The sequence below is a fragment of the Enterobacter sp. WP_7_1 genome (assembly GCF_003688535.1).
In the GTDB taxonomy this organism is placed as follows: Bacteria; Pseudomonadota; Gammaproteobacteria; order Enterobacterales; family Enterobacteriaceae; genus Enterobacter; species Enterobacter asburiae.
In genome coordinates, this window is the sequence record NZ_REFK01000004.1 from 77731 (window position 1) to 103708 (window position 25978).

The following is a 25978-nucleotide window of genomic DNA, read 5'->3' on the forward strand; positions in this document are numbered from 1 at the left end:
CAAACCGGAGCAGGGATGCTCCGGTCTGTTATTTCTGTTTCATGAAGTCGCGGTAGGCATTTACCACCTGAAGGAAATCCTCTACGCCGCACATCGACAGGCTCTCTTCGTCGTAGTAGCTCATCCCCTCTTCCATCTCGTCACCTGAAAACTCGAGCTGGTTGGCACGCACCATGACCTCTTCACCGTCCATCCACAGCGTGTATTCATGCCCGGCGCGCTGCCAGGAGCGTTCACTGCCTTTCACCGTATTTGCCGCCTGTTCAACCTCATCAAGAAGTGCGAGATTTTCTTTCACCTCTTCGTTAAACCAGTGTCCAACGGCTTCGTGGCCCATCGACATACGCACTTTCACCACTCCGGTGATGTCGCGCAGAAATTCGTAATCCATAGTGTTTTCCTCTGCAAAGCCATTAAGGTAATTATCGCAGCAGCGAGGAAGAAAAAAAGCGTGAGAGGTGGGAGGAATGAAAATAAAAAGGTGAGAGCAAGACCCTGCGGCCTGATGCCCTCACCCCGTCCCTCTCCCACGGGAGAGGGTGCAAACACTAAAAACCGTCTCGTAGAGACGGTTTTGCTGTTTATACTGCCGTCTGGAAGATAACCCCGTCGGCCTTCTCGGTGTACTGAGAGAGCTGGTCGAAGTTCAGATAGCGATAGGTATCCACCGCGGTCTTATCCACCTGAGCCACAAAGGTCTGGTACTCTTCCGGCGTTGGCAGTTTGCCAATCAGCGCCGCAACCGCCGCCAGCTCCGCAGAGGCCAGGAAGACGTTCGCACCGGTACCTAAACGGTTCGGGAAGTTACGGGTAGAGGTGGAGACCACCGTCGCACCATCGGCTACGCGCGCCTGGTTGCCCATACACAGGGAACAGCCAGGGATTTCGATACGCGCACCGCTCTTACCAAACACGCTGTAGTAGCCCTCTTCGGTCAGCTGTGCCGCGTCCATACGGGTTGGCGGTGCCACCCACAGACGGGTTGGCAGCTGGCCTTTGTGGGTATCCAGCAGCTTACCGGCAGCACGGAAGTGACCGATGTTGGTCATGCAGGAACCGATAAACACTTCGTCGATCTTCTCGCCCTGCACTTCAGACAGCGGACGCGCGTCGTCCGGATCGTTCGGTGCACAAAGGATTGGCTCTTTGATATCCGCCAGATCGATGTCGATCACCGCCGCGTAGTCTGCGTCAGCATCGGCTTCCAGCAGCTGCGGATCGGCCAGCCATTTTTCCATGCCCTGGATACGGCGCTCCAGCGTACGACGGTCGCCGTAGCCTTCTGCAATCATCCACTTCAGCAGCACGATGTTAGAGTTCAGATACTCAATAATCGGCTCTTTGTTCAGCTTGATGGTACAGCCCGCCGCAGAACGCTCGGCGGAAGCATCGGTCAGCTCGAACGCCTGCTCTACTTTCAGATCAGGCAGACCTTCAATTTCCAGGATGCGGCCAGAGAAGATGTTTTTCTTCCCTTTCTTCTCAACGGTCAGCAGGCCCTGTTTAATCGCATACAGCGGGATCGCGTGAACCAGGTCGCGCAGGGTGATACCCGGCTGCATTTTACCTTTGAAGCGCACCAGCACCGATTCCGGCATATCCAGCGGCATCACGCCGGTCGCTGCAGCAAACGCCACCAGACCGGAGCCCGCCGGGAAAGAGATACCGATTGGGAAACGGGTATGGGAGTCACCGCCGGTACCGACGGTATCAGGCAGCAGCATGCGGTTCAGCCAGGAGTGGATGACGCCGTCACCCGGACGCAGAGACACACCGCCACGGTTCATAATGAAGTCTGGCAGCGTGTGGTGCGTGGTCACGTCAACCGGCTTCGGATAGGCCGCCGTGTGGCAGAAGGACTGCATCACCAGGTCAGAAGAGAAGCCCAGGCACGCCAGGTCTTTCAGTTCGTCACGGGTCATTGGACCGGTGGTGTCCTGAGAGCCCACGGAGGTCATTTTCGGTTCGCAGTACGCGCCTGGACGAATACCGGCTACGCCGCAAGCGCGACCCACCATTTTCTGCGCCAGAGAGTAGCCGCGGTCGCTTTCCGCCACGTCTTTCGCCTGACGGAACACGTCTGAGTGCGGCAGACCGAGCGCTTCGCGCGCTTTGGTGGTCAGGCCACGACCGATGATCAGCGGGATACGGCCACCGGCGCGCACTTCGTCGATCAGCACGTCGGTTTTCAGCTCAAAGCTTGCCAGCAGCTCGTTGGTCTCGTGGTTGCGCACTTCGCCTTTGAACGGGTAAACGTCAATCACGTCGCCCATGTTCAGGTTATTCACGTCAACTTCGATTGGCAGTGCGCCCGCATCTTCCATGGTGTTGAAGAAGATCGGTGCAATTTTACCGCCGAGGCACAGGCCGCCGCCGCGCTTGTTTGGCACATGAGGGATGTCGTCACCCATGAACCACAGCACGGAGTTGGTTGCGGATTTACGGGAAGAACCGGTACCCACAACGTCGCCCACGTAGGCCAGCGGGTAACCTTTCTCCTGCAGGGCTTCGATCTGTTTGATCGGGCCGACGCTGCCCGGCTGATCCGGCTCAATGCCTTCACGGGCGTTTTTCAGCATCGCCAGGGCGTGCAGAGGGATATCCGGGCGAGACCACGCGTCCGGTGCCGGTGAGAGGTCATCGGTGTTGGTTTCACCGGTCACTTTAAAGACGGTCACGGTGATTTTTTCAGCCAGAGCAGGACGGTTCAGGAACCATTCCGCATCAGCCCAGGACTGCATCACCTGCTTCGCATAGACGTTGCCTGCTTTGGCTTTTTCTTCTACGTCGTAGAAGTTATCGAACATCAGCAGCGTGGAAGAGAGCGCTTTAGCGGCAATCGGTGCCAGCTTGTCGTTATCCAGCGCGTCAATCAGCGGATGAATGTTGTAACCACCCTGCATGGTGCCGAGCAGTTCAATGGCTTTTTCAGGAGTAACCAGTGGGGAGGAGGCTTCGCCTTTGGCGATAGCAGCAAGGAATCCGGCTTTTACGTAGGCAGCTTCATCTACGCCAGGCGGTACGCGGTTGATCAGCAGATCTAACAGGAATTCTTCTTCGCCCTTGGGCGGGTTCTTCAGCAGCTCGACGAGCGCGGCCATTTGGGTTGCATCTAAAGGTTTGGGTACAATTCCCTCGGCGGCACGTTCTGCTACGTGCTTACGGTATTCTTCTAGCACGACGGTTCTCCTCGCTCTCATTGTCATATGCGGCGGGCGTTCTCTTCACGCTCCTGTGAGACAGCAGTTTGTAGGGTAAATGCCCGATACCGCGTCGGGCAGCATAGCAGGATTTCTGCACAGTGTTAATCCGTTTACAAAAAAGCAACATTAAAAAATTTGCTGAATCGTTAAGCATGGTGTAGCGGGGATTCAGGGCATCTTTTTGCGATATCTTCTGCACCGTGACGCTTCAGTTTTTTCTTCATCAGATATAATTGTGTAATAAATACTCACACTCTTTATCCGGACGCCCCGGACGCTTCCCAATAAAAGTCAAAACAGTAAAAGACGGGTGAATAATACTCACGCCAACCGTAACGCCTCACGGCACAGCGCTTGTCTCGTTGGAGTCATTTTATGAAGTTGCCCTTTAAGCCACATCTGCTCGTCCTTTTGTGCAGTGCCGGGCTGTTTGCCGCCTCGGGCGTCATGTTTGTCAAAGGCCGCGCCACGGAGCCCGCAGCGCCGGCCCCCGTCGCACAACAACCGGCTGCACCGGCAGCGCCTGCCGCAGCCCAGCCCGCCCCTTTTGTCGCGCCAGCCTACACTGCCGCGCAAATCGATCAATGGGTTGCTCCCATCGCGCTCTACCCGGATGCCCTGCTGTCGCAAATTTTAATGGCATCGACCTATCCGGCCAACGTGATCCAGGCGGCGCAGTGGTCCAAAGACAACCCTAAAATGGAAGGGGACGCCGCGATTCAGGCCGTTGCCAGCCAGCCCTGGGATCCCAGCGTAAAATCGCTGGTCGCGTTTCCTCAGCTTATGTCCCTGATGGGTGAAAACCCGCCGTGGGTACAAAATCTGGGTGATGCGTTTCTCGCGCAGCCGAAGGACGTGATGGATTCCGTTCAGCGCCTGCGCGCGCTGGCGCAGAAGACCGGCGCTTTACAATCCACGCCCCAGCAGACGGTCACCACCGTGACAAAACCGGCGCCAGCGAAAACCAGCACCGCTGAGGCAACGACAACCACGACGTCCGCGCCCGCCCCAACGGTAATCAAAATTGAATCTGCCGATCCGCAGGTTGTTTACGTCCCCACCTATAACCCCAATACGGTTTACGGGACCTGGCCAAACGCCGCCTATCCGCCCACCTATCTCCCGCCTACACCCGGGGAGCAGTTTGGCAACAGCTTCGTAAACGGTTTAGGCTTCAGCCTGGGCGTCGCCACAACCTATGCCATCTTCAGCAGCATCGACTGGGATGATGACGATGACTGGGATCATCACCATGGCGACTGGGATAATCACGGCGGCTATAACCGCAACGGTGATAACAATATCAATATCAACGTTGAGAACTTCAATAAAATCAGCGGACAGCGTCTGACGGACGCCAACCGCAACTGGCAGCACAACCCGGCCTACCGGGAAGGCGTGCCCTACCCGACTAACCAGCTCAACACTCGCTTCCACTCCACCAACACGGCAACAGGGCTCAGCTCAGCGCAGCAAAAACCGGTTAACCGCGATAGCCAGCGTCAGGCCGCGCTGAGCCAGATGGAGAAATCCACGGGTAAAACCTTCCCCCAAACGGCGCGCACCGGAACGAAAGACGTGCAGCGTCAGGCCTCAGGCGAACAGCTGAAGCAGATTTCGCAGCGCAATAACTACCGTGGCTACGACACTAAACCGCAGACGGCGAAGCGGAGCACCACGCAGCAGCGAGAAAACCGCCAGACCACCGCGCAGAGACAAGAGAAGCGGGTTGCACAGCCCGCGCAGCAACGCTCTCTCCAGCAGCGAAGCAGCCAGCCCCGGGCCAATGCGCTGAGCGGTAACGACAGCCGCTCGGCGAACTGGCAGGCGCAGCAGCAGCGCGGTGCGCAAAGCAGACAGCTCGCTGCGCGCCAGCAGCAGCCGCGTCAGGCGTCTGGTGGACGTGCTGAACGCCGTGAAATTCGACATCGCTAAGGGAACCGACATGAAACGTAAACTACTCAGCGGAATGGTGTTGTTCATGCTTTCGGCCTCGGTGATGGCGCAGCAGTCTTTTAGCACGCCCGCTCAGGCAACCGATGCGCTGACCAAAGCCATCAGTGAGCAAAATGAGAGCGCGATGACCGACCTGCTCGGAGAGAACTGGCGCGATTTTCTGCCCCCTGAGGGCGTTGATCCGGATGCTGTCGATCGCTTCCTGCGCGACTGGAACGTCCGTCACAACACGGTTGTTGAAGGGGATACGGCGCATCTGGTTGTCGGAGACAGCGGCTGGCAGCTTCCCATCCCGGTGATCAAAACCTCTGCCGGCTGGCAGTTCGACATCAAAGAAGGGGCTGAAGAGATCCTGACCCGTGAAATCGGGCGTAACGAGCTCGCCGCCATTGAAGCCTTACATGCCTATGTTGATGCGCAGCAAAGCTATTTTGCGATGAACCAGAAATATGCGCAGAAGATTGTCAGCTCGAAAGGCAAAAAAGACGGTTTGTACTGGCCAGCCTCGCCCGGCGAAGCGCCCAGCCCGCTCGGCCCGGCATTTAGCCCGAAAGAGCCGGGTACCGGCTATCACGGCTATCGCTTCCGCATCCTGCCGGATAATGACGGTTTCGCGATGGTTGCCTGGCCGGTCAGCTACGGTCAGACGGGCGTCATGAGCTTTGTGATAAACCAGGACGACAAGGTGTATCAGTCCGATCTCGGCAGCGATTCAGAGCAGAAAGCCCGGGCGCTAGCCGCCTATAGCCCTGATAAAACCTGGCAGCCCGTGGCCCCCTAAACGCAGCGCATAAAAAAAGCGGCCATTGGCCGCTTTTTTTTCATCTGAAGAAACTTATTTCTTCTTCGCTTTCGCGTTTGGCAGGTCGGTGATGCTGCCTTCAAACACTTCTGCCGCCAGGCCCACGGACTCGTGCAGAGTCGGGTGAGCGTGGATGGTCAACGCGATGTCTTCAGCGTCACAGCCCATTTCGATAGCCAGACCGATTTCACCCAGCAGTTCGCCGCCGTTGGTACCGACAATCGCACCACCGATGACGCGGTGAGTCTCTTTGTCGAAGATCAGTTTGGTCATACCATCAGCGCAGTCGGAAGCGATAGCACGGCCAGAAGCAGCCCACGGGAAGGTGGCGGTTTCGTAGCTGATGCCTTTCTCTTTCGCTTCTTTCTCGGTCAGACCCACCCATGCCACTTCTGGCTCGGTGTATGCGATAGATGGAATAACTTTCGGATCGAAGTAGTGCTTCATGCCGGCGATAACTTCAGCGGCAACGTGACCTTCGTGAACACCTTTGTGCGCCAGCATTGGCTGACCAACGATATCGCCGATAGCAAAGATGTGCGGCACGTTAGTGCGCAGCTGCTTGTCAACGCGGATAAAGCCACGGTCGTCCACTTCCACGCCAGCTTTGCCCGCGTCGAGGTTTTTACCGTTCGGCACACGGCCGATAGCCACCAGCACGGCGTCGTAACGCTGTGGTTCGGATGGGGCTTTTTTGCCTTCCATGGAAACGTAAATACCGTCTTCTTTCGCTTCAACGGCAGTCACTTTGGTTTCCAGCATCAGGTTGAATTTCTTGCTGATGCGTTTGGTGAAGACTTTAACGATGTCTTTGTCGGCAGCCGGGATAACCTGGTCGAACATTTCAACCACGTCGATCTCTGAACCCAGAGCATGGTACACGGTACCCATTTCCAGACCGATGATACCGCCGCCCATTACCAGCAGACGCTTAGGAACGGTTTTCAGCTCCAGCGCATCGGTGGAATCCCACACGCGTGGATCTTCATGCGGAATGAATGGCAGTTCGATTGGGCGAGAGCCTGCCGCGATGATCGCGTTGTCGAAGTTGATCACGGTTTTGCCGTTTTCGCCTTCCACTTCCAGGGTGTTCGAACCGGTGAATTTACCCAGACCGTTTACCACTTTCACTTTACGGCCTTTGGCCATACCCGCCAGACCGCCGGTCAGCTGAGTGATAACTTTCTCTTTCCAGGTACGAATTTTGTCGATATCGGTTTTCGGCTCGCCGAAGACGATACCGTGTTCAGCCAGCGCTTTGGCTTCTTCGATAACTTTCGCTACGTGCAGCAGCGCTTTAGAAGGGATACAGCCGACGTTCAGACAAACACCGCCGAGGGTGCTGTAACGTTCTACGATGACGGTTTCCAGACCTAAATCCGCTGCACGGAATGCTGCGGAGTAACCTGCCGGGCCTGCCCCAAGTACTACGACCTGAGTTTTGATTTCTGTGCTCATCATGACCTCTTAATTTATACCCGTCGTCCACCGGGTCGTTCTATCCGCCCGCAGTTTACAAAATTGTTAACAATTTTGAAACAACAAACGGCTCACGAATTGTCGCTTTCGCCAATAACCTCACAAACACCATGAGATTATCAGAAAAAAGCCGGCCGACTGGCCGGCTTTTCGATTACATCACCAGGCGGCGAATGTCGCTCAGCATGTTGTTGATGATGGTGATGAAGCGCGCACCATCAGCACCGTCGATCACGCGGTGGTCGAAGGACAGAGAGATTGGCATCATCAGACGCGGCACGAACTCTTTGCCATTCCACACCGGCTCCATCGCGGACTTGGACACACCGAGGATAGCCACTTCCGGCGCGTTAACAATCGGTGCGAAGTGGGTGGTACCCAGGCCGCCGATGCTGGAGATAGTGAAGCAGCCGCCCTGCATTTCGCCGGCAGTCAGCTTACCATCACGCGCTTTCTTGGAGATCACGGTCAGTTCACGGGACAGCTCAGTGATGCTCTTCTTGTTCACGTCTTTGAAGACCGGAACAACCAGACCATTTGGCGTATCAACCGCAACACCGATGTTGATGTATTTCTTCAGCGTCAGCTTCTGGCCGTCTTCGGACAGGGAGCTGTTGAAGCGTGGCATCTGCTCAAGGGCAGCGGCAACGGCTTTCATGATGAAGACTACTGGGGTGAATTTCACGTCCAGTTTACGCTTCTCTGCTTCAGCGTTCTGCTGTTTACGGAATGCTTCCAGATCGGTGATATCGGTCTTATCGAAGTGCGTAACGTGCGGGATCATCACCCAGTTACGGCTCAGGTTAGCACCAGAGATTTTCTGGATGCGGCCCAGCTCCACTTCTTCGATTTCGCCGAACTTGCTGAAGTCCACTTTCGGCCATGGCAGCATGCCCGGGATACCGCCGCCAGCGGCTGCAGCAGGTGCAGCAGGTGCAGCTTCGGCGCGTTTCACCGCGTCTTTCACGTAGGTCTGAACGTCTTCGCGCAGGATACGACCCTTACGGCCGGTTCCTTTTACTTTCGCCAGGTTCACACCGAATTCGCGCGCCAGGCGACGAATCAGCGGGGTCGCGTGGACGTAAGCGTCGTTTTCAGCGAACTCAGATTTTTCTGCTTTAGCAGCAGGGGCAGCGGCTGGTTTAGCAGCCTGAGCCGGTGCAGCAGCCGGTGCTGGAGCAGCCGCGGCAGCCGGTGCTGCGGCAGGCGCAGCGCCTTCCACTTCGAAGACCATGATCAGAGAGCCGGTAGACACTTTGTCGCCGGTGCTGATTTTGATCTCTTTAACGGTACCCGCGAACGGCGCAGGGACTTCCATAGAAGCTTTGTCGCCTTCAACGGTGATCAGTGACTGTTCAGCGGCAACTTTGTCGCCCACTTTCACCATCACTTCGGTCACTTCAACTTCGTCACCGCCGATGTCCGGTACGTTAACGTCTTTCGCGCCGCCAGCAGCTGCTGGTGCAGCAGCCGGAGCCGGAGCAGCGGCCTGCGCAGGCGCGGCAGCAGGTGCAGCACCCGCCACTTCGAAGATCATGATAAGCGACCCGGTAGACACTTTGTCGCCGGTGTTGATCTTGATCTCTTTAACGGTACCCGCGAACGGCGCCGGCACTTCCATAGAGGCTTTGTCGCCTTCTACGGTGATCAGTGACTGCTCAGCCGCAACGGTGTCGCCCACTTTCACCAGGATTTCAGTGACTTCAACTTCGTCACCGCCGATGTCAGGCACGTTCACTTCTTTCGCGCTCGCGGCAGCTGCTGGAGCAGCGGCGGCCGGAGCGGCTTTCTTCTCTTCCTGCGCAGGTGCAGCAGCTGCTGCACCGTCGGCGGAATCGAAAATCATGATCAGTTTGCCAGTCTCGGTTTTATCGCCAACAGAGACTTTGATCTCTTTAACGATGCCAGCCTGAGGAGACGGGACTTCCATAGAGGCTTTGTCGCCTTCTACGGTGATCAGCGACTGTTCAGCTTCAACTTTGTCGCCTACTTTGACCAGGATCTCGGTGATTTCAACTTCATCAGCCCCGATGTCCGGTACATTGATTTCGATAGCCATTATTCTTTTACCTCTTACGCCAGACGCGGGTTAACTTTTTCTGCATCGATGTTGAATTTGGTGATTGCGTCCGCAACCACTTTCTTATCGATTTCGCCACGTTTAGCCAGTTCGCCCAGTGCTGCTACAACCACGTAAGAAGCATCAACTTCGAAGTGGTGACGCAGGTTTTCGCGGCTGTCAGAACGACCGAAGCCGTCAGTACCCAGTACGCGATAATCATCAGCTGGAACGTAAGTACGAACCTGCTCTGCGAACAGTTTCATATAGTCAGTAGACGCCACCGCTGGCGCATCGTTCATCACCTGAGCGATGTACGGAACGCGTGGGGTTTCCATTGGGTGCAGCATGTTCCAGCGCTCACAATCCTGGCCATCACGCGCCAGTTCAGTGAAGGAAGTCACAGAGTACACGTCGGAACCCACACCGTAGTCTTTCGCCAGGATCTGCGCTGCTTCACGTACGTGACGCAGGATAGAGCCGGAGCCCAGCAGCTGAACTTTACCTTTGCTACCTTCGATGGTTTCGAGTTTATAGATACCTTTACGGATACCTTCCTCGGCACCTGCTGGCATTGCCGGCATGTGGTAGTTTTCGTTCAGGGTGGTGATGTAGTAGTAAATGTTCTCTTGCGCTTCACCGTACATGCGCTGCAGACCGTCATGCATGATGACTGCCACTTCGTACGCGTAAGACGGATCGTAAGAGATACAGTTAGGGATAGTCAGAGACTGAATGTGGCTGTGGCCATCTTCGTGCTGCAGACCTTCACCGTTCAGAGTCGTACGACCGGAGGTACCGCCTACCAGGAAGCCGCGAGCCTGCTGGTCGCCTGCCTGCCAGCACAGGTCACCGATACGCTGGAACCCGAACATGGAGTAGTAGATGTAGAACGGGATCATCGGCAGGTTGTTGGTGCTGTAAGAGGTCGCAGCAGCCAGCCAGGATGCGCCTGCGCCCAGCTCGTTGATACCTTCCTGCAGGATCTGACCTTTCTCGTCTTCTTTGTAGTATGCAACCTGCTCACGGTCCTGCGGGGTGTACTGCTGGCCGTTCGGGCTGTAGATACCGATCTGACGGAACAGACCTTCCATACCGAAAGTACGCGCTTCGTCGGCGATGATTGGAACCAGACGATCTTTGATCGACTTGTTCTTCAGCATCACGTTCAGGGCACGAACGAAAGCGATGGTGGTGGAGATCTCTTTGTTCTGCTCTTCCAGCAGCTGAGAGAAGTCTTCCAGCGCTGGCAGTTCCAGCTTCTCGGTGAAGTTAGGCTGACGAGCTGGCAGGTAGCCTTTCAGCGCCTGACGACGTTCGTGCAGGTACTTGTGCTCTTCAGAACCTTCCGGGAAGGTGATGTAAGACAGGTTTTCTACCTGCTCATCGGTCACTGGAACGTTGAAACGGTCGCGGATATAACGCACGCCGTCCATGTTCATTTTCTTAACCTGGTGAGCGATGTTTTTACCTTCTGCGGTATCACCCATGCCGTAACCTTTGATGGTATGGGCCAGGATTACAGTCGCTTTACCTTTAGTTTCACGCGCTTTTTTCAGTGCAGCGTAGACTTTCTTCGGATCGTGACCACCGCGGTTCAGAGCCCAGATCTGCTCATCAGTCCAGTCTGCAACCAGTGCTGCGGTTTCAGGATATTTGCCGAAGAAGTGCTCACGAACGTAGGCACCGTCTTTGGATTTGAAGGTCTGGTAGTCACCGTCAACGGTTTCGTTCATCAGCTGGATCAGTTTACCGCTGGTGTCTTTACGCAGCAGCTCATCCCAACGACCGCCCCACATGACTTTGATCACGTTCCAGCCAGCACCTGCGAAGATGCCTTCCAGTTCGTTGATGATCTTGCCGTTACCGGTTACCGGACCATCCAGACGCTGCAGGTTACAGTTGATGATGAAGCACAGGTTGTCCAGCTTCTCACGGGTTGCGATGGTGATCGCACCTTTGGATTCTGGCTCATCCATTTCGCCGTCGCCCAGGAAGGCGTAAACGGTCTGCTCAGAAGTGTCTTTCAGACCACGGTGTTCCAGGTATTTCAGGAATTTAGCCTGATAGATCGCACCGATTGGGCCCAGACCCATAGATACGGTCGGGAACTGCCAGAATTCAGGCATCAGTTTAGGGTGCGGGTAAGAAGACAGACCTTTACCGTGTACTTCCTGACGGAAGTTGTTCATCTGCTCTTCAGTCAGACGACCTTCCAGGAATGCACGTGCATAGATGCCCGGAGAGATGTGGCCCTGGAAGTACACCAGATCGCCGCCGTCTTTCTCGTTCGCTGCACGGAAGAAGTGGTTGAAGCACACTTCGTAAACGGTCGCAGAAGACTGGAAGGACGCCATGTGGCCACCCAGTTCCAGGTCTTTCTTGGATGCGCGCAGAACGGTCATGATGGCGTTCCAGCGGATTGCAGAACGGATACGACGTTCCAGATCCAGATTGCCCGGGTATTCCGGTTCGTCTTCGACGGCAATCGTGTTTACGTAGTTGCTAGCCCCTGCACCTGAAGCAACCTTCACACCGCCTTTGCGGGCTTCAGAAAGCAGCTGATCAATCAGATACTGAGCGCGCTCAACACCTTCTTCACGGATGACCGATTCGATCGCCTGTAGCCAGTCGCGAGTTTCGATCGGATCCACGTCATTTTGGAGACGTTCTGACATGGGGGTATTCCTTATCTATCTAATACGTTGATTTGTCTGGAACCTGTCCCATTGTGCTCTTGGGCAAGAACACAATAAGACAGGTTCTGCGTTTAGTTGCCGCGCTCTAAAAGTACCTGGCGCTTAATCCTTTCGTTGCTGTATGCGGCGTAATGAACGTTCGCGACGCGATTGTTCACGGCTGCGGTCCAGCAAGATTTCCTCAATGAAAGCCAGATGGCGGTGCGACGCTTCGCGCGCCTGCTCCGGTTCCCCGGCCATTATCGCCTCGAATACTCGGGTGCGATGGTTGCTTACCAGTGGGAGCATGTCCCGACGGGCATACAACAATTCAAAATTCTGACGAACGTTCTGGGCCAGCATGGGCTCCATGCAGCGTAGCAGATGGAGGAGCACCACGTTGTGGGCCGCTTCGGTGACGGCAATTTGATACTGGACGACGGCGCTGGACTCGGCGTCTAAGTCGCCGGACTGCTGTGCCCGTTCAATGGCCTGATGCAGTTCGCGGATACGCACGCGATCTTCATCAGTGCTGCGAAGGGCGGCGTAATAGGCCGCAATACCTTCAAGCGCGTGACGGGTCTCAAGCAGGTCAAACTGGGATTCTGGGTGGTCAGAGAGAAGTTCTACCAGCGGATCACTGAAGCTCTGCCACAGGCTGTTTTGCACAAAGGTTCCGCCGCCCTGGCGACGAAGCAGCAAGCCCTTTGCTTCGAGACGTTGAATCGCCTCACGCAGAGAGGGACGTGAAACGTCGAACTGTTTTGCCAGCTCGCGTTCTGGCGGAAGTTTCTCACCCGGGCGCAGAGTCCCTTCGAGGATTAAAAACTCCAGCTGCTGCTCAATCACATCAGATAGTTTTGGTTGGCGAATTTTGCTGTAGGCCATATTCCCTGTCTTACGCCTTTTTGCCCGGAGTCAATTGGTCTTACCAATTTCTATTTCGTATCGCTAAAGTAACAAAGTATTCACCTTCTGTCCATATTGGTTTTGATTGAAATCAGTAAACCCTGCACATTTTAACAACCTTACAGAAATAACGTTTCAGAAATGTAACTTTGCACAAATGAGTTGATTACTCCTTAAGAGGGAGTTTTAACCATAATGAAACGAGGGTTTTTGCAATCTGAAGCGATTCAACAAGGCAAATAATGAAAATTCGCCCACTTATGGCGCATTTCTATTCTATAGGTTGGGTTAGTACGAATAAGCGGGCCGATTTACAAATGCTTTCTTTTTATTCAAGTCGTCATCACCCTTTCATAAAGCAGGTGCATTCGCTGGCGCTTACCACTATTCTTGCGCTTACGGAAGTCATCTCCGCTTTTTTCGGTCTCGTTAACCGTAAAGAAATAAATACAGATATGGATTTTCATAATTACACACGCACAGCGTGAACATAACAACCACACACGAGGTTTCAAATGGAAGCTCAACAGCACGGCGATCAGCTAAAGCGCGGGCTTAAAAACCGCCATATACAGCTCATCGCACTGGGCGGTGCGATTGGTACCGGCCTGTTTCTGGGCAGCGCGTCCGTTATCCAGTCAGCCGGTCCCGGCATTATTTTGGGTTACGCGATAGCCGGTTTTATTGCCTTTCTGATTATGCGCCAGCTGGGTGAAATGGTCGTTGAAGAGCCGGTCGCAGGCTCCTTCAGCCACTTTGCCTATAAATACTGGGGCAGCTTTGCCGGTTTTGCATCGGGCTGGAACTACTGGGTGCTGTACGTTCTGGTTGCCATGGCTGAGCTTACCGCCGTCGGGAAATACATTCAGTTCTGGTATCCCGAGATCCCAACCTGGGCCTCCGCAGCGGCTTTCTTCGTCATTATTAACGCCATTAACCTGACCAACGTAAAAGTGTTCGGTGAAATGGAGTTCTGGTTTGCCATTATTAAGGTGATTGCCGTAGTGGCGATGATCATCTTCGGCGGCTGGCTGCTGTTCAGCGGCAACGGCGGCCCGCAGGCAACCGTGCGCAACCTCTGGGAACAGGGCGGATTCCTGCCTCACGGCATGACCGGCCTGGTGATGATGATGGCCATTATCATGTTCTCCTTCGGCGGCCTGGAGCTGGTGGGCATCACCGCCGCGGAAGCCGACAACCCGGAGCAGAGCATTCCAAAAGCCACTAACCAGGTTATCTACCGCATCCTGATCTTCTATGTGGGCTCGCTGGCCGTGCTGCTCTCCCTGCTGCCGTGGACGCGCGTGACCGCCGACACCAGCCCGTTTGTGCTGATTTTCCACGAGCTGGGCGATACCTTTGTAGCAAACGCACTCAACGTGGTTGTTCTGACCGCAGCGCTCTCCGTTTACAACAGCTGCGTATACTGCAACAGCCGGATGCTGTTCGGCCTGGCCCAGCAGGGCAACGCGCCAAAAGCGCTGCTCAACGTCGATAAGCGCGGCGTGCCGGTAAACACGATTCTGGTTTCGGCGGTTGTGACCGCGCTGTGCGTGCTCATTAACTATATGGCACCGGAATCGGCGTTTGGCCTGCTGATGGCGCTGGTGGTCTCTGCCCTGGTCATCAACTGGGCGATGATCAGCCTGGCGCACATGAAGTTCCGCCGCGCCAAGCAGCAGCAGGGCGTCACCACCCGCTTCCCTGCCCTGCTTTACCCGCTGGGCAACTGGGTGTGCCTGGTGTTCATGGCGGCTGTGCTGGTGATCATGCTGATCACCCCGGGTATGGCGATTTCCGTCTACCTGATCCCGGTCTGGATTGCGATCCTTGGCGTGGGCTATCTGTTCAGCCAGAAAAGCCGTAATGCTATGAAAGCACACTAAGCCTCTCTCCGCGGCGCCTGCTTTTGCGGGTGCCGCGCGTTGTTATCTCCCTCACACTTTCACGCCCACAGCGCATTTATCCATATCACCGCCCTGATACTGCAACGCATATATTCCTTTGCCAGCAAATAATTCTCTCCATACCGTAAACCGGAGAGCTGTCGATGGATAACAACACACTGTCAGTAAAAGAAAAGATCGGCTATGGGATGGGCGACGCGGGATGCAACATCATCTTCGGCGCCATCATGCTGTTTGTTAACTATTTTTATACGGATATTTTTGGCCTCGCCCCTGCGCTGGTCGGCGTGCTGCTGCTTTCCGTCCGCGTAATTGACGCCGTAACGGACCCAATTATGGGCGCGATTGCCGACCGTACCCGCAGTAAATATGGCCGATTTCGTCCATGGCTGCTGTGGATCGCCTTCCCCTACGCGCTGTTCAGCATCCTGATGTTCACCACGCCGGAGTGGAGCTATAACAGCAAAGTTATCTATGCGTTTGTCACCTACTTCCTGCTCTCTTTGACCTATACGGCCATCAACATCCCTTACTGCTCCTTAGGAGGGGTAATCACCAACGATCCAAAAGAACGCGTGGCCTGCCAGTCGTATCGCTTCGTGCTGGTCGGGATCGCCACGCTGCTGCTCTCATTAACGCTACTGCCGATGGCCGACTGGTTTGGTGGGGACAATAAGGCCAAAGGCTATCAGATGGCGATGACCGTGCTGGCGCTGATTGGGACCTGCATGTTTCTGTTCTGCTTCGCCACCGTGCGCGAGCGCGTGCGCCCGGCGGTACAGACCAACGACGAGCTGAAAAACGATCTCAAAGACGTGTGGAAGAACGACCAGTGGGTACGCATTCTGCTCCTGACCCTGTGCAACGTCTGCCCGGGCTTTATCCGCATGGCGGCCACCATGTATTACGTCACCTGGGTGATGGGCCAGAGCACCCACTTCGCCACGCTGTTTATCAGCCTGGGCGTGGTCGGCATGATGCTCGGCAGCGTGCTGGCAAAAGTGCTGACCGACCGCTGGTGTAAGCTCAAGGTCTTCTTCTGGACCAATATCGTTCTGGCGATTTTCTCAACCGCCTTTTATTTCTTCGACCCGAAAGCCACCGTCACCATCGTGGTGCTCTACTTCCTGCTGAACATCCTGCACCAGATCCCGTCTCCGCTGCACTGGTCGCTGATGGCCGACGTGGACGACTACGGCGAGTGGAAGACCGGTAAGCGCATCACCGGGATCAGCTTCTCCGGCAACATCTTCTTCCTGAAGCTGGGGCTGGCGATTGCCGGGGCGATGGTCGGCTTCCTGCTCTCCTGGTACGGCTATGACGCGGGCGCAAAAGCGCAGAGCGCGGACGCCATCAACGGGATCGTGCTGCTGTTTACCGTTATTCCCGGCGTTGGATACTTGATTACCGCGGGCGTGGTGCGCCTGCTGAAAGTGGACCGCGAAACCATGAAGCAGATCCAGTCCGATCTGGAAAAACGCCGCAGCAACTACCGCGAGCTGAATGATTATCAGGAACTCAAAGCCGCTGAGACTAAATAAGGAAAGCCGAATGCAAACCTGGCCAAACCCGTTTATCGAACAACGTGCCGACCCGTACATTTTACGCCATGAGGGGCGGTACTATTTCATCGCCTCTGTGCCGCAGTACGACAGGCTGGCGATCCGCCGCGCGGACTCGCTGGAAGGCTTACGTAATGCCGAAGAAGTGGTGGTCTGGCGCAAGCCCGACATCGGCCCAATGAGCCAGCTGATCTGGGCGCCGGAACTGCATCACATTGACGGGAAGTGGTACATCTATTTTGCTGCGACGCACACCCAGGCGCTCGACGCGCTCGGGATGTTCCAGCACCGTATGTTTGCCATTGAATGTGCCGACGGCGATCCGCTCACCGGCACGTGGGTTGAGAAAGGGCAAATCAAAACGCCTTTCGATACCTTCGCCCTGGACGCCACCACCTTTGTTCATCAGGGTAAACGCTGGTATCTGTGGGCGCAAAAAGCGCCGGATATCACCGGCAACTCCAATCTTTATCTGTGCGAAATGGAGAATCCCTGGACACTGAAAGGCGAGCCGGTGATGCTCAGCAAGCCGGAGTATGACTGGGAGCGTCGTGGGTTCTGGGTCAACGAAGGCCCGGCGGTGCTGGTTCACGGTGATAAGCTGTTTATCAGCTATTCCGCGAGCGCCACCGACGAGAACTACTGCATGGGGCTACTGTGGATAGACCTGAATGCCGATCCGCAAAACCCGGCAAACTGGCACAAATCCCCGCGTCCGGTGTTCGTTACCAGCTATGAGAACCGCCAGTTTGGCCCGGGACACAACAGCTTTACGCAAACGCAGGAAGGAGAAGATGTACTGGTGTATCACGCGCGCAATTACACCGAAATTGAGGGCGACCCGCTGTACGATCCGAACCGCCATACACGCCTGAAGCGCGTCCGCTGGAATGAAAACGGGATGCCTGATTTCGGCATCCCGCCCGCGGATACGCTTTAGCCTTTGCGGCGCGCTGGCCTACACCAGCGTGCCGTAAATCGTCAGCAGCGCCACGATCACCACCACCACAAACGACGTTTTCTTCGCCATGGAGACAGCGGCCTTCGGCGTTTCAATCTTGTCGGTATGCGGCTCACGCGCCAGCGAGAACTGCGCCAGACGCGTTAGCACCTGATACTGCGACGTATGGCGATCGGCAAGAGAAGCGAACCAGGCGGGCAGCGCTTTTTCACCGTGACCAATTAACGCGTACACCACGCCTACCAGACGCACCGGAAGCCAGTCGAGCACGTGCAGGATGGCATCAATGCCTGACTGCAGGCGTTCATGCGGCGTCAGATAACGGGCAAGCCAGGTCTGCCAGGCGCGCAGGAATGCATACCCCATCAGCAGTACCGGCCCCCACGGGCCGCCCACCACGAACCAGAACAGCGGTGCCAGGTAGTAGCGGAAGTTAATCCACAGCAGCGCGTTTTGCAGCTCGCGCAGAAATTCGCGCTCGTCACAGTCCGGCGGCACGCCGTGGATCATGGTCAGTTCGCTCGCCATGGCACCGCGCGCATGGGCATCGTCACGGGATGCGGCTTTCAGGTATGCGTGATAATGTAAACGCACCTTGCCCGCGCCAATGCACAGCACTCCAAGCAGGATCCACACCACCAGCAGCGGCACGTTGAAAAAGAGTCCGTACAGCGAGCGCAGGAGCAGGAACGTAATGACCATCACCCCTGCCATCATCAGCAGCGTGCGCAGCATGGAAAAATGTTTGATACGGCGGAACAACACCTCCAGCCGGTGATCCAGATGCCAGTGCTCACCGAGCTTGAACAGGCGTTCAGCGATGATAACCAGCAGCATGGTAAACAACGTCATGGTATCTCCTTATTCTGACGACGCGGTGAGCATGGCGCGAAACCGAGGCCAGTCAAAGGCCGGGCCGGGATCGGTTTTTCTCTCCGGGGCAATATCACTGTGTCCCGTGATATTGTCGGCGATAGCCGGGTAGAGGCCGATAAGCGTGCGGGTCACTGCCGCTAGCTGTTGATACTGTGAATCGGTGTAGGGCGTGGTATCCGTGCCTTCCAGTTCAATCCCGATAGAAAAATCGTTGCACCGTTCGCGCCCGTGATACATCGACACCCCGGCATGCCAGGCGCGCTTATCAAAGGGAACATACTGAACCACTTCACCATCGCGACGAATCAGGCAGTGAGCCGATACGCGCAGATGTGCAATTTCAGCAAAGAAGGGATGAGCATCGGGATCAATCGTTCCCGTGAATAACGCATCGATCCACGGGCCGCCAAATTCACCCGGCGGGAGACTAATATTATGAACCACCAGCAGTGTGGGCTTTTCATCCTCCGGGCGGCAATCGTGGTGCGGCGAGGGCACGTGCCGCGCATCCACCAGCCATCCGTTTTCTAACAACATGCTGGAACTCCTTCTGTATGGTGCAATGACTCGGTTCAGAGTAGCATGTTTCAATATTATGATTCGTTACCAATTTGGAGTTTTATCATGCCGCCTCGCCGCTACAACCCCGACCACCGACGTGAAGCGCTTCTGGAACGTATTAATATGGATATTCCGGCAAGCGTCTCCCATGCTTTGAAAGAAGATCTGGGCGGTGACGTTAATGCTGATAAGGATATTACCGCACAATTGTTGCCAAAAGAGACGCGCTCGCACGCGGTTATTATCACCCGTGAAGAGGGCGTTTTTTGCGGCAAGCGTTGGGTTGAAGAGGTCTTTACCCAGCTGGCGGGTGATGATGTGCAGATTATCTGGCACGTTGAAGACGGCGATGCAATTACGGCAAACCAGCCGCTGTTCGAACTGGACGGTCCTTCCCGCGTCTTGCTGACCGGCGAACGTACCGCGCTCAATTTTGTACAAACGCTCTCTGGCGTGGCCAGTGAAGTGCGTCGCTACGTTGACCTGCTGGCCGGTACCCGCACCCAGCTGCTGGATACCCGTAAAACGCTGCCGGGCCTGCGCACCGCGCTGAAGTATGCGGTGCTCTGCGGCGGCGGCGCAAACCATCGCCTGGGCTTATCCGACGCCTTCCTGATTAAAGAGAACCACATTATTGCCTCTGGCTCCGTGCGTCAGGCAGTTGAGAAAGCCTTCTGGCTGCACCCGGATGTGCCTGTTGAGGTGGAAGTCGAAAGCCTGGAAGAGCTGGAGCAGGCGATTAAGGCCGGGGCCGATATCATCATGCTCGATAACTTCGAAACAGAGCAGATGCGCGAGGCGGTAAAACTGACTAACGGCCGGGCCCAGCTTGAAGTGTCCGGGAACGTCACTTTCGAAACGATCCGTGAATTCGCCGAAACCGGCGTGGATTACATCTCCGTCGGCGCGCTGACCAAACACGTTCGCGCCCTCGACCTCTCAATGCGCTTCAAGTAACGCATTCTCCCCTCTCCACCCGGAGAGGGGAATTACAGCCCCGCTCGCAGATCCACTGTTCTGCCCTGCAACACTGAAAAAATTCTCGGAAGCCTTCTTCCCGTTCCCTTTTTTGCCTCTCGTTTCTGCTCTTTCCCGCTGACAAAGTAGCGCCACTTTGCATAAGGAGCGGATATGAACAGACAACAAGGATTCACACTCATTGAGCTGATGGTGGTCATTGGCATCATTGCGATTCTGAGCGCCATCGGCGTTCCCGCCTATCAGAACTACCTGCGCAAGGCGGCGCTGACCGATATGCTGCAAACCTTTGTTCCCTACCGTACGGCCATTGAGCTTTGCGCACTGGATCACGGTGGCGTGGAGAGCTGCGACGCCGGCAGTAACGGTATTCCTTCCCCCACCACGACGCGCTACGTTTCGGGAATGAACGTGGCAAAAGGGACCGTGACCTTAACAGGACAGGAGAGTCTTAACGGGCTGACGGTAACCATGACGCCACGGTGGAGCGACGGCAACGGTATGACGGGCTGGACGCGTGACTGCAATATCAGCGCGGACAGCGCCCTGAAACAGGCCTGCGAAGACGTTTTCCGCTTCGACAATAACTGAGGAGCGGATAATGAATACCGATCAACTCGTGGCGCTTTGTCAGCGCCATCACGCTCTGCTGCTCACCAGCGACAGTGACATGGTCAGCATCGCCGTCGTGGGCAGCCCCGCGGCTGAACTCATGGAGGCGCTGCGCTTCGCGACCCAGAAACGGATTGATATTGAGTGCTGGAGCGCTGAGCGCATGGAAAAACACCGGCAGCTAACGTCGCAATCGCATCTGCCCGTCGTTTCGCAAACACACTCGACGGTGGATATCCTCAATTACACGCTGCAGCAGGCAATCAGCCAACGCGCCTCCGACATTCATATCGAACCGATGGAGCACGCATGCCAGATCCGTTTGCGCATCGACGGGGTTCTTTGCCCCCAGCCTCCGCTTTCCGCCTCGCTGGCCAGCCTGTTCAGCGCTCGTTTAAAGGTGCTGGGTAATCTGGATATTGCAGAACGTCGTTTACCTCAGGACGGTCAGTTTACGATTGAGCTGGCAAACGCGCCGGTCTCGTTTCGGATCGCGACGCTTCCCTGCAGCGGTGGTGAGAAAATTGTGCTGCGTCTGCTGCATCAGGTTCAGCAGGCTCTTGAGCCGAAAGCGCTTGGTATGAGTGCAGAACAACTGGCCTGTTTTAATGAGGTCCTCCACCAGCCGCAGGGGTTGATTCTGGTCACCGGCCCTACCGGCAGCGGCAAAACCGTGACGCTGTACAGCGCGCTGCAGGCGCGTAACACCCCTGACGTCAACATCTGTAGCGTAGAGGATCCCATTGAGATCCCCCTTGCGGGATTAAACCAGACGCAGATTAATCCCCGGGCGGGTTTAACATTCCAGAGCGTGCTGAGGGCGCTGCTGCGTCAGGATCCAGACATCATTATGGTCGGCGAAATCCGTGACGGCGAAACGGCAGAAATTGCCATTAATGCCGCTCAGACCGGTCATCTGGTGCTGTCAACGCTGCACACCAACTCGACGACGGAAACCCTGATTCGCCTGGAGCAGATGGGCGTCGCGCGCTGGATGATATCTTCCGCGCTGTCGATGGTGATTGCCCAGAGACTGGTCCGGCGTTTGTGTCCGCACTGTCGCCGGGAAGCCAGCGAGCATGCTGAATTACCGCGCGCCGTATGGTCCAGACCACTTCCTCGCTGGCTGCCCACCGGCTGCGATCGCTGTTATCATGGTTTTTATGGCCGCGTGGCCATTTTTGAAGTGCTCGCGATCGACAATGACCTGCGTCAGGCCATTGCCAGCGGGGCGGGAATCGAAGTGATAGAGGCGAGTGCCCGGCAGGCGGGAATGATTTCTCTTTTTGAGCACGGCTGCATGGCCGTCGAACAAGGGCTGACCACGATCGAAGAGCTGGTGCGCGTGCTGGGAATGCCGGATGGCTGCTAATCAGCTCTGGCGCTGGCGAGCGCTCACCAAAGAAGGAGAACTCCGAAGCGGAACGCTCTGGGCCACAGACCGCACTGCCGCCTTCACCAGGCTGATGCGTAGCGATCTCCATCCTCTGGCGCTGACCCGATGCGCTCAGCGACACCGCTGGCGGCCGCATCATTGCTGCGAGATGTTTCGCCAGCTCGCAACGCTTCTTCAGGCGGGGCTGACGTTGTCCCACAGCCTGCAGATGCTGGCAGAGCAACATCCGTTAAAACCATGGCAGGCGCTGCTGCAAAGCATTGCCGATGAGCTCAGTGAGGGTTCCCCCTTTTCTGCGTCGCTAAAAAAGTGGCCAGCGGTGTTTAGCCCGCTGCATGTCTCTATGGTGAAAACCGGTGAGCTCACAGGGAAACTGGAGGAGTGCTGCCGCCAGCTCGCGCAGCAGCAAAAAGCGCAGCAGCAGCTCAGAGAGAAGGTGAAAAAGGCCCTGCGCTACCCGGCGATCGTCCTGACGCTGGCCGTACTCGTGGTGCTGGCGATGGTCATTCTGGTCTTGCCCGAGTTTGCCGCGATCTACAAAACGTTTAACACGCCGCTCCCGCTGCTGACGCAAATGGTCATGGGGATGGCCGCATTTATCCAGTCCTATGCCCTCGCGTTGTTCGCCGCGTTATTAACGCCCTTAGCCGCCGCCTGGGTACTGCGGCAGAACCCTCGCTGGCAGCGCATGCTGATGCACATGCCCGTGATGGGCGCGCTGGCAAAAGGACAAAAACTGGGACACATCTTTACCGTGCTGTCGCTCACGCAGCAGGCCGGTATCCCCTTTTTACAGGGCCTGGAGAGCGCAGAGGAGACCGTTGAAAGTTGTTACTGGCGGGGGGTACTCTGCTGCGTTCGGGAGGACATTGAAAAAGGTCTCCCCGTCTGGTCATCCTTTCAGAAAGCAGCCATCTTTACCCCGCTGTGTATTCAGCTTTTACGAACCGGTGAAATGTCAGGTGCGCTGGACATCATGCTGGCAAACCTCGCCCGGCATCACACGGAACAGACCTTTCAGCGGGCAGATAATCTGGCGGCACTTCTCGAGCCGGTGCTTCTGATTGTGACAGGGGTCATCATCGGCACGCTAGTGGTGGCAATGTACCTGCCGATTTTCCATCTGGGGGATGCGATGAGCGCGGGGTAGTTGAACAGTGCTGGCGCACGGGCATGCGCCAGCCGAAGCCATTACAGGCTATTGAATACGCGGTTTTCCTGTTCCTGAACGCGAATAAACGTCGTACGTTTAGTCAGTTCTTTCAGGCGGGATGCCCCAACGTAGGTGCAGGCCGAGCGCAGGCCGCCGAGGATATCGCGCGCGGTGTATTCAACCGGGCCGCGCAGAGGCAGCTTAACGGTTTTGCCTTCTGCCGCACGGTATTTTGCCACGCCACCGACGTGACGGGTCATCGCGGATTCAGAGCTCATGCCGTAGAACAGCATAAATTTCTCGCCGTTCTCTTCAACAACGGTACCGCCGCTCTCTTCGTGGCCTGCCAGCATACCGCCGAGCATCACGAAGTCCGCGCCGCCTCCGAAGGCTTTCGCAACGTCGCCCGGCATGGTACAGCCGCCATCGCTGATGATCTGACCGCCCAGACCGTGCGCCGCATCGGCGCATTCAATGACGGCGGAAAGCTGCGGATAACCGACGCCGGTTTTGACGCGTGTCGTGCACACGGAGCCAGGGCCAATACCCACTTTCACGATATCTGCGCCGGAAAGGATCAGCTCTTCACACATTTCACCGGTCACCACGTTGCCCGCGATGATGGTTTTCGTCGGCCAGGCTTCACGCGCCTTGCTGACGAACTGCACGAAGTGTTCGGAGTAACCGTTCGCCACGTCAATACAAACGAAGTTGAGCGCCGGGTTAGCATTCAGGATCTGTTTGGTCTTCTCGAAATCGGCATCGGAGGTACCGGTGGAGACCATCACATGCTTCACCACGTCAGCAGACGCGGACGCAACAAACGCATTCCACTCTTCAGGGCTGTAATGTTTGTGAACGGCGGTGAGAATGTCGAACTGTGCCAGGGCGGTTGCCATCTCAAAGGTTCCCACAGTATCCATGTTGGCAGCGATGATCGGCACGCCAGACCAGGTCTGACCGGAATGCTTAAAGGTGAATTGACGTTCGAGTTCAACGTCTGAGCGACTTTTCAGTGTAGAGCGTTTAGGGCGGATAAGAACGTCTTTGAAACCTAACTTCAGATCTTCTTCGATACGCATGTGCGGATTCCTGGGGTTAGAGGCAAATATGTTAAAAGCACAACTCCAGTGACGTTATCATACGCACTAATACCTGCTCCGCAAGACTGCGAAATTCTCTTTTTTTACGCTACAATCCTATAAATTTACCTGGTAAAAAGCCGGTAAACAGGACCAAACAGTTGCTGGCGCACCTAAGAGTTTTAATCAACTGATTTTAATAATGAATAATTCCCAGGATTTGAATTAATGGGGTATATCGTCGCATTAACCGGCGGCATCGGTAGTGGCAAAAGTACCGTTGCGGACGCGTTCTCTCGTTTGGGTATCACGATTATTGATGCCGATATCATTGCCCGCCAGGTGGTAGAGCCCAATACACCCGCGCTAAAGGTCATCGCAGAACATTTTGGTCAGGCAGTCATCAATGCCGATGGCACACTGAATCGCCGTCAGCTTCGCGAATGCATTTTTTCTGATTCTGCGGAAAAAGCCTGGCTTAATGCCCTGCTCCACCCCATCATCCACCAGGAAACTCAACGTCAGATAGCCGCAGCCCGCTCGCCCTATGTCCTGTGGGTGGTTCCGCTACTGGTTGAAAATCAGCTGCAGAAGAAAGCCGATCGTGTGCTGGTGATTGATGTCGCACCCGAAACGCAAATCCAGAGAACCATGGCGCGCGATCGCGTCTCGCGGGAGCATGCTGAACAAATTCTTGCCGCTCAGGCTACGCGCGCTCAGCGCCTTGCCGTGGCGAATGATGTTATTGATAATAACGGCGCACCAGATGCCATTGCATCGGATGTTGCCCGTCTGCACGCGCAGTATCTGACGTTCGCCGCGCAGGCCGTTGCACAGGAAAAACCATAATGTCGACACACATCCTTTTTGAGCATCCGCTCAACGAAAAAATGCGCACCTGGCTGCGCATCGAATTTCTTATTCAACAACTTTCACAACATCTGCCTGTTAACGATCATGCCACGGCGCTGCACTTCTTCCGCAACGTGGGCGATCTGCTGGATGTAATTGAACGCGGCGATGTCCGCACAGAATTACTCAAAGAGCTGGAGCGCCAGCAGCGTAAATTGCAGGCATGGACAGAGGTCCCCGGCGTAGATCAGAGCCGTATCGACGCGCTCCGCCAGCAGTTGAAAAGCAGTAGCACCGTCCTGATGGCCGCGCCGCGCGTCGGGCAGTTTTTGCGTGAAGACCGCCTGATTGGCCTGGTGCGCCAGCGTCTGAGCATTCCTGGCGGCTGCTGCAGCTTCGACCTGCCGACGCTGCATATGTGGCTACATATGCCACAGGCGCAGCGTGACGCACAGGTGAACAGCTGGCTGGCAAGCCTGGAGCCAATGCACCAGACGCTGTCGCTGATCCTCGATCTGATCCGTAATTCTGCGCCGTTCCGCAAGCAAACCAGCCTGAATGGTTTCTTCCAGGATAACGGTGATGATGCCGATCTTCTGCGTCTCAACCTGTCGCTTGGCGAACAGCTTTACCCACAGATTTCCGGGCATAAGAGCCGCTTTGCGATTCGCTTTATGCCGCTGGACAGTGAAAATGGCACCGTGCCGGAACGTCTCGATTTTGAACTGGCCTGTTGTTAAGGAGTGCCGATGTCTGATGTCACCACCGTAAGCTGCCCAACCTGTGGCAAAACCGTTGTCTGGGGCGAAGTGAGTCCGTTTCGCCCATTCTGCTGCAAGCGCTGTCAGCTTATTGACCTGGGCGAATGGGCGGCGGAAGAGAAACGCATTCCAAGCGAAGGCGATCTCTCGGACAGCGATGACTGGAGTGAAACCCAGCAGTAATCTGTAAA

At 55.9% G+C, this 25978-nt stretch carries 22 protein-coding genes; 13 read left to right on the top strand and 9 right to left on the bottom strand.

Going from position 1 to position 25978, the window contains the following annotated elements; translation table 11 throughout:
- Positions 1-28: 28 nt before the first annotated feature.
- Together yacL and acnB are read right to left on the bottom strand one after the other, a co-directional pair.
- Positions 29-391 (bottom strand): protein YacL, encoded by a 363-nt coding sequence (yacL, locus tag BJ885_RS16675; protein WP_023310423.1) that lies wholly within the window; start codon positions 389-391, stop codon positions 29-31.
- A 190-nt stretch (positions 392-581) separates the two neighbouring features.
- Positions 582-3179, bottom strand: a complete 2598-nt coding sequence (gene acnB, locus BJ885_RS16680) for a bifunctional aconitate hydratase 2/2-methylisocitrate dehydratase (RefSeq protein WP_121932506.1) — start codon at positions 3177-3179, stop codon at positions 582-584.
- Positions 3180-3578: 399 nt separating this feature from the next.
- Here acnB and BJ885_RS16685 point away from each other — a divergent pair, with 399 nt between their 5' ends.
- Entirely contained in the window at positions 3579-5138 is a 1560-nt protein-coding gene (locus tag BJ885_RS16685; RefSeq protein ID WP_121932505.1) for a DUF3300 domain-containing protein, read from the top strand.
- Between the two features lie 10 nt (positions 5139-5148).
- Entirely contained in the window at positions 5149-5940 is a 792-nt protein-coding gene (locus tag BJ885_RS16690) for a DUF2950 family protein (protein WP_121932535.1), read from the top strand.
- Positions 5941-5994: 54 nt separating this feature from the next.
- Here BJ885_RS16690 and lpdA read toward each other — a convergent pair whose 3' ends face one another.
- From lpdA to pdhR, 4 genes are all read right to left on the bottom strand, one after another.
- Positions 5995-7419 carry a dihydrolipoyl dehydrogenase gene (gene lpdA / locus BJ885_RS16695; RefSeq protein WP_121932504.1) on the bottom strand — a complete coding sequence of 475 codons (1425 nt, stop codon included), beginning with the start codon at positions 7417-7419 and terminating at the stop codon, positions 5995-5997.
- 175 nt (positions 7420-7594) lie between these two features.
- On the bottom strand, positions 7595-9499 hold the full coding sequence (gene aceF, locus BJ885_RS16700; protein WP_121932503.1) for a pyruvate dehydrogenase complex dihydrolipoyllysine-residue acetyltransferase: 1905 nt from the start codon (positions 9497-9499) through the stop codon (positions 7595-7597).
- A gap of 14 nt (positions 9500-9513) precedes the next feature.
- Complete coding sequence (gene aceE, locus BJ885_RS16705; RefSeq protein ID WP_024907478.1) at positions 9514-12177, bottom strand: pyruvate dehydrogenase (acetyl-transferring), homodimeric type; 2664 nt, start codon at positions 12175-12177, stop codon at positions 9514-9516.
- 123 nt (positions 12178-12300) lie between these two features.
- A complete protein-coding gene (pdhR, locus tag BJ885_RS16710; protein ID WP_008501960.1) occupies positions 12301-13065 on the bottom strand; it encodes a pyruvate dehydrogenase complex transcriptional repressor PdhR in 765 nt (254 codons plus the stop codon).
- A gap of 263 nt (positions 13066-13328) precedes the next feature.
- On the opposite strand from pdhR, the gene BJ885_RS16715 reads away from it, so the two are divergent.
- The 4 genes from BJ885_RS16715 (at position 13329) to BJ885_RS16730 (ending at position 17495) form a co-directional block, all read left to right on the top strand.
- A complete protein-coding gene (locus BJ885_RS16715) occupies positions 13329-13574 on the top strand; it encodes a hypothetical protein (protein ID WP_121932502.1) in 246 nt (81 codons plus the stop codon).
- Positions 13575-13601: 27 nt separating this feature from the next.
- Positions 13602-14972: an aromatic amino acid transporter AroP gene (gene aroP, locus BJ885_RS16720; protein ID WP_029739677.1), complete on the top strand. Its 1371-nt coding sequence runs from the start codon at positions 13602-13604 to the stop codon at positions 14970-14972.
- Positions 14973-15136: 164 nt separating this feature from the next.
- Entirely contained in the window at positions 15137-16534 is a 1398-nt protein-coding gene (locus BJ885_RS16725) for a glycoside-pentoside-hexuronide (GPH):cation symporter (protein WP_029739678.1), read from the top strand.
- 10 nt (positions 16535-16544) lie between these two features.
- Positions 16545-17495, top strand: coding sequence for a family 43 glycosylhydrolase (locus BJ885_RS16730; RefSeq protein WP_121932501.1), 951 nt, complete (start codon positions 16545-16547; stop codon positions 17493-17495).
- Positions 17496-17513: 18 nt separating this feature from the next.
- On the opposite strand, the gene ampE is transcribed toward BJ885_RS16730, so the two are convergent.
- Entirely contained in the window at positions 17514-18368 is an 855-nt protein-coding gene (ampE, locus tag BJ885_RS16735; RefSeq protein ID WP_121932500.1) for a beta-lactamase regulator AmpE, read from the bottom strand.
- 9 nt (positions 18369-18377) lie between these two features.
- Positions 18378-18929, bottom strand: a complete 552-nt coding sequence (gene ampD / locus BJ885_RS16740; RefSeq protein ID WP_024907473.1) for a 1,6-anhydro-N-acetylmuramyl-L-alanine amidase AmpD — start codon at positions 18927-18929, stop codon at positions 18378-18380.
- Positions 18930-19016: 87 nt separating this feature from the next.
- Here ampD and nadC point away from each other — a divergent pair, with 87 nt between their 5' ends.
- The 4 genes from nadC to hofC all read left to right on the top strand — a co-directional run bounded on the left by nadC (position 19017) and on the right by hofC (position 23089).
- Positions 19017-19910 carry a carboxylating nicotinate-nucleotide diphosphorylase gene (gene nadC / locus BJ885_RS16745; RefSeq protein WP_038417651.1) on the top strand — a complete coding sequence of 298 codons (894 nt, stop codon included), beginning with the start codon at positions 19017-19019 and terminating at the stop codon, positions 19908-19910.
- Between the two features lie 174 nt (positions 19911-20084).
- On the top strand, positions 20085-20522 hold the full coding sequence (ppdD, locus tag BJ885_RS16750; protein WP_029741237.1) for a prepilin peptidase-dependent pilin: 438 nt from the start codon (positions 20085-20087) through the stop codon (positions 20520-20522).
- 10 nt (positions 20523-20532) lie between these two features.
- Positions 20533-21915 carry a type II secretion system protein GspE gene (gspE, locus tag BJ885_RS16755; protein ID WP_121932499.1) on the top strand — a complete coding sequence of 461 codons (1383 nt, stop codon included), beginning with the start codon at positions 20533-20535 and terminating at the stop codon, positions 21913-21915.
- Positions 21905-23089, top strand: coding sequence for a protein transport protein HofC (gene hofC / locus BJ885_RS16760; protein WP_121932498.1), 1185 nt, complete (start codon positions 21905-21907; stop codon positions 23087-23089). The genes gspE and hofC overlap by 11 nt, the downstream gene beginning before the upstream one ends.
- Before the next feature lie 41 nt (positions 23090-23130).
- On the opposite strand, the gene BJ885_RS16765 is transcribed toward hofC, so the two are convergent.
- A complete protein-coding gene (locus BJ885_RS16765; protein ID WP_023310407.1) occupies positions 23131-24174 on the bottom strand; it encodes a GMP reductase in 1044 nt (347 codons plus the stop codon).
- Between the two features lie 228 nt (positions 24175-24402).
- Here BJ885_RS16765 and coaE point away from each other — a divergent pair, with 228 nt between their 5' ends.
- The 3 genes from coaE to yacG are packed head-to-tail and all read left to right on the top strand — an operon-like array spanning position 24403 to position 25970.
- Positions 24403-25023, top strand: a complete 621-nt coding sequence (gene coaE, locus BJ885_RS16770) for a dephospho-CoA kinase (RefSeq protein WP_121932497.1) — start codon at positions 24403-24405, stop codon at positions 25021-25023.
- Entirely contained in the window at positions 25023-25766 is a 744-nt protein-coding gene (gene zapD, locus BJ885_RS16775; protein ID WP_029741233.1) for a cell division protein ZapD, read from the top strand. The genes coaE and zapD overlap by 1 nt, the downstream gene beginning before the upstream one ends.
- Positions 25767-25775: 9 nt before the next feature.
- Positions 25776-25970 carry a DNA gyrase inhibitor YacG gene (gene yacG / locus BJ885_RS16780; RefSeq protein ID WP_023310404.1) on the top strand — a complete coding sequence of 65 codons (195 nt, stop codon included), beginning with the start codon at positions 25776-25778 and terminating at the stop codon, positions 25968-25970.
- The last annotated feature ends 8 nt before the right edge of the window (positions 25971-25978 follow it).

Excerpts from the sequence above, each read along its gene's own strand:
- yacL (WP_023310423.1), bottom strand. The coding sequence starts at position 391 with ATGGATTACGAATTTCTGCGCGACATCACCGGAGTGGTGAAAGTGCGT.
- BJ885_RS16685 (WP_121932505.1), top strand. The coding sequence starts at position 3,579 with ATGAAGTTGCCCTTTAAGCCACATCTGCTCGTCCTTTTGTGCAGTGCC.
- BJ885_RS16690 (WP_121932535.1), top strand. The coding sequence starts at position 5,149 with ATGAAACGTAAACTACTCAGCGGAATGGTGTTGTTCATGCTTTCGGCC.
- lpdA (WP_121932504.1), bottom strand. The coding sequence starts at position 7,419 with ATGAGCACAGAAATCAAAACTCAGGTCGTAGTACTTGGGGCAGGCCCG.
- aceF (WP_121932503.1), bottom strand. The coding sequence starts at position 9,499 with ATGGCTATCGAAATCAATGTACCGGACATCGGGGCTGATGAAGTTGAA.
- aceE (WP_024907478.1), bottom strand. The coding sequence starts at position 12,177 with ATGTCAGAACGTCTCCAAAATGACGTGGATCCGATCGAAACTCGCGAC.
- pdhR (WP_008501960.1), bottom strand. The coding sequence starts at position 13,065 with ATGGCCTACAGCAAAATTCGCCAACCAAAACTATCTGATGTGATTGAG.
- BJ885_RS16715 (WP_121932502.1), top strand. The coding sequence starts at position 13,329 with ATGAAAATTCGCCCACTTATGGCGCATTTCTATTCTATAGGTTGGGTT.
- aroP (WP_029739677.1), top strand. The coding sequence starts at position 13,602 with ATGGAAGCTCAACAGCACGGCGATCAGCTAAAGCGCGGGCTTAAAAAC.
- BJ885_RS16725 (WP_029739678.1), top strand. The coding sequence starts at position 15,137 with ATGGATAACAACACACTGTCAGTAAAAGAAAAGATCGGCTATGGGATG.
- BJ885_RS16730 (WP_121932501.1), top strand. The coding sequence starts at position 16,545 with ATGCAAACCTGGCCAAACCCGTTTATCGAACAACGTGCCGACCCGTAC.
- ampE (WP_121932500.1), bottom strand. The coding sequence starts at position 18,368 with ATGACGTTGTTTACCATGCTGCTGGTTATCATCGCTGAACGCCTGTTC.
- ampD (WP_024907473.1), bottom strand. The coding sequence starts at position 18,929 with ATGTTGTTAGAAAACGGATGGCTGGTGGATGCGCGGCACGTGCCCTCG.
- nadC (WP_038417651.1), top strand. The coding sequence starts at position 19,017 with ATGCCGCCTCGCCGCTACAACCCCGACCACCGACGTGAAGCGCTTCTG.
- ppdD (WP_029741237.1), top strand. The coding sequence starts at position 20,085 with ATGAACAGACAACAAGGATTCACACTCATTGAGCTGATGGTGGTCATT.
- gspE (WP_121932499.1), top strand. The coding sequence starts at position 20,533 with ATGAATACCGATCAACTCGTGGCGCTTTGTCAGCGCCATCACGCTCTG.
- hofC (WP_121932498.1), top strand. The coding sequence starts at position 21,905 with ATGGCTGCTAATCAGCTCTGGCGCTGGCGAGCGCTCACCAAAGAAGGA.
- BJ885_RS16765 (WP_023310407.1), bottom strand. The coding sequence starts at position 24,174 with ATGCGTATCGAAGAAGATCTGAAGTTAGGTTTCAAAGACGTTCTTATC.
- coaE (WP_121932497.1), top strand. The coding sequence starts at position 24,403 with ATGGGGTATATCGTCGCATTAACCGGCGGCATCGGTAGTGGCAAAAGT.
- zapD (WP_029741233.1), top strand. The coding sequence starts at position 25,023 with ATGTCGACACACATCCTTTTTGAGCATCCGCTCAACGAAAAAATGCGC.
- yacG (WP_023310404.1), top strand. The coding sequence starts at position 25,776 with ATGTCTGATGTCACCACCGTAAGCTGCCCAACCTGTGGCAAAACCGTT.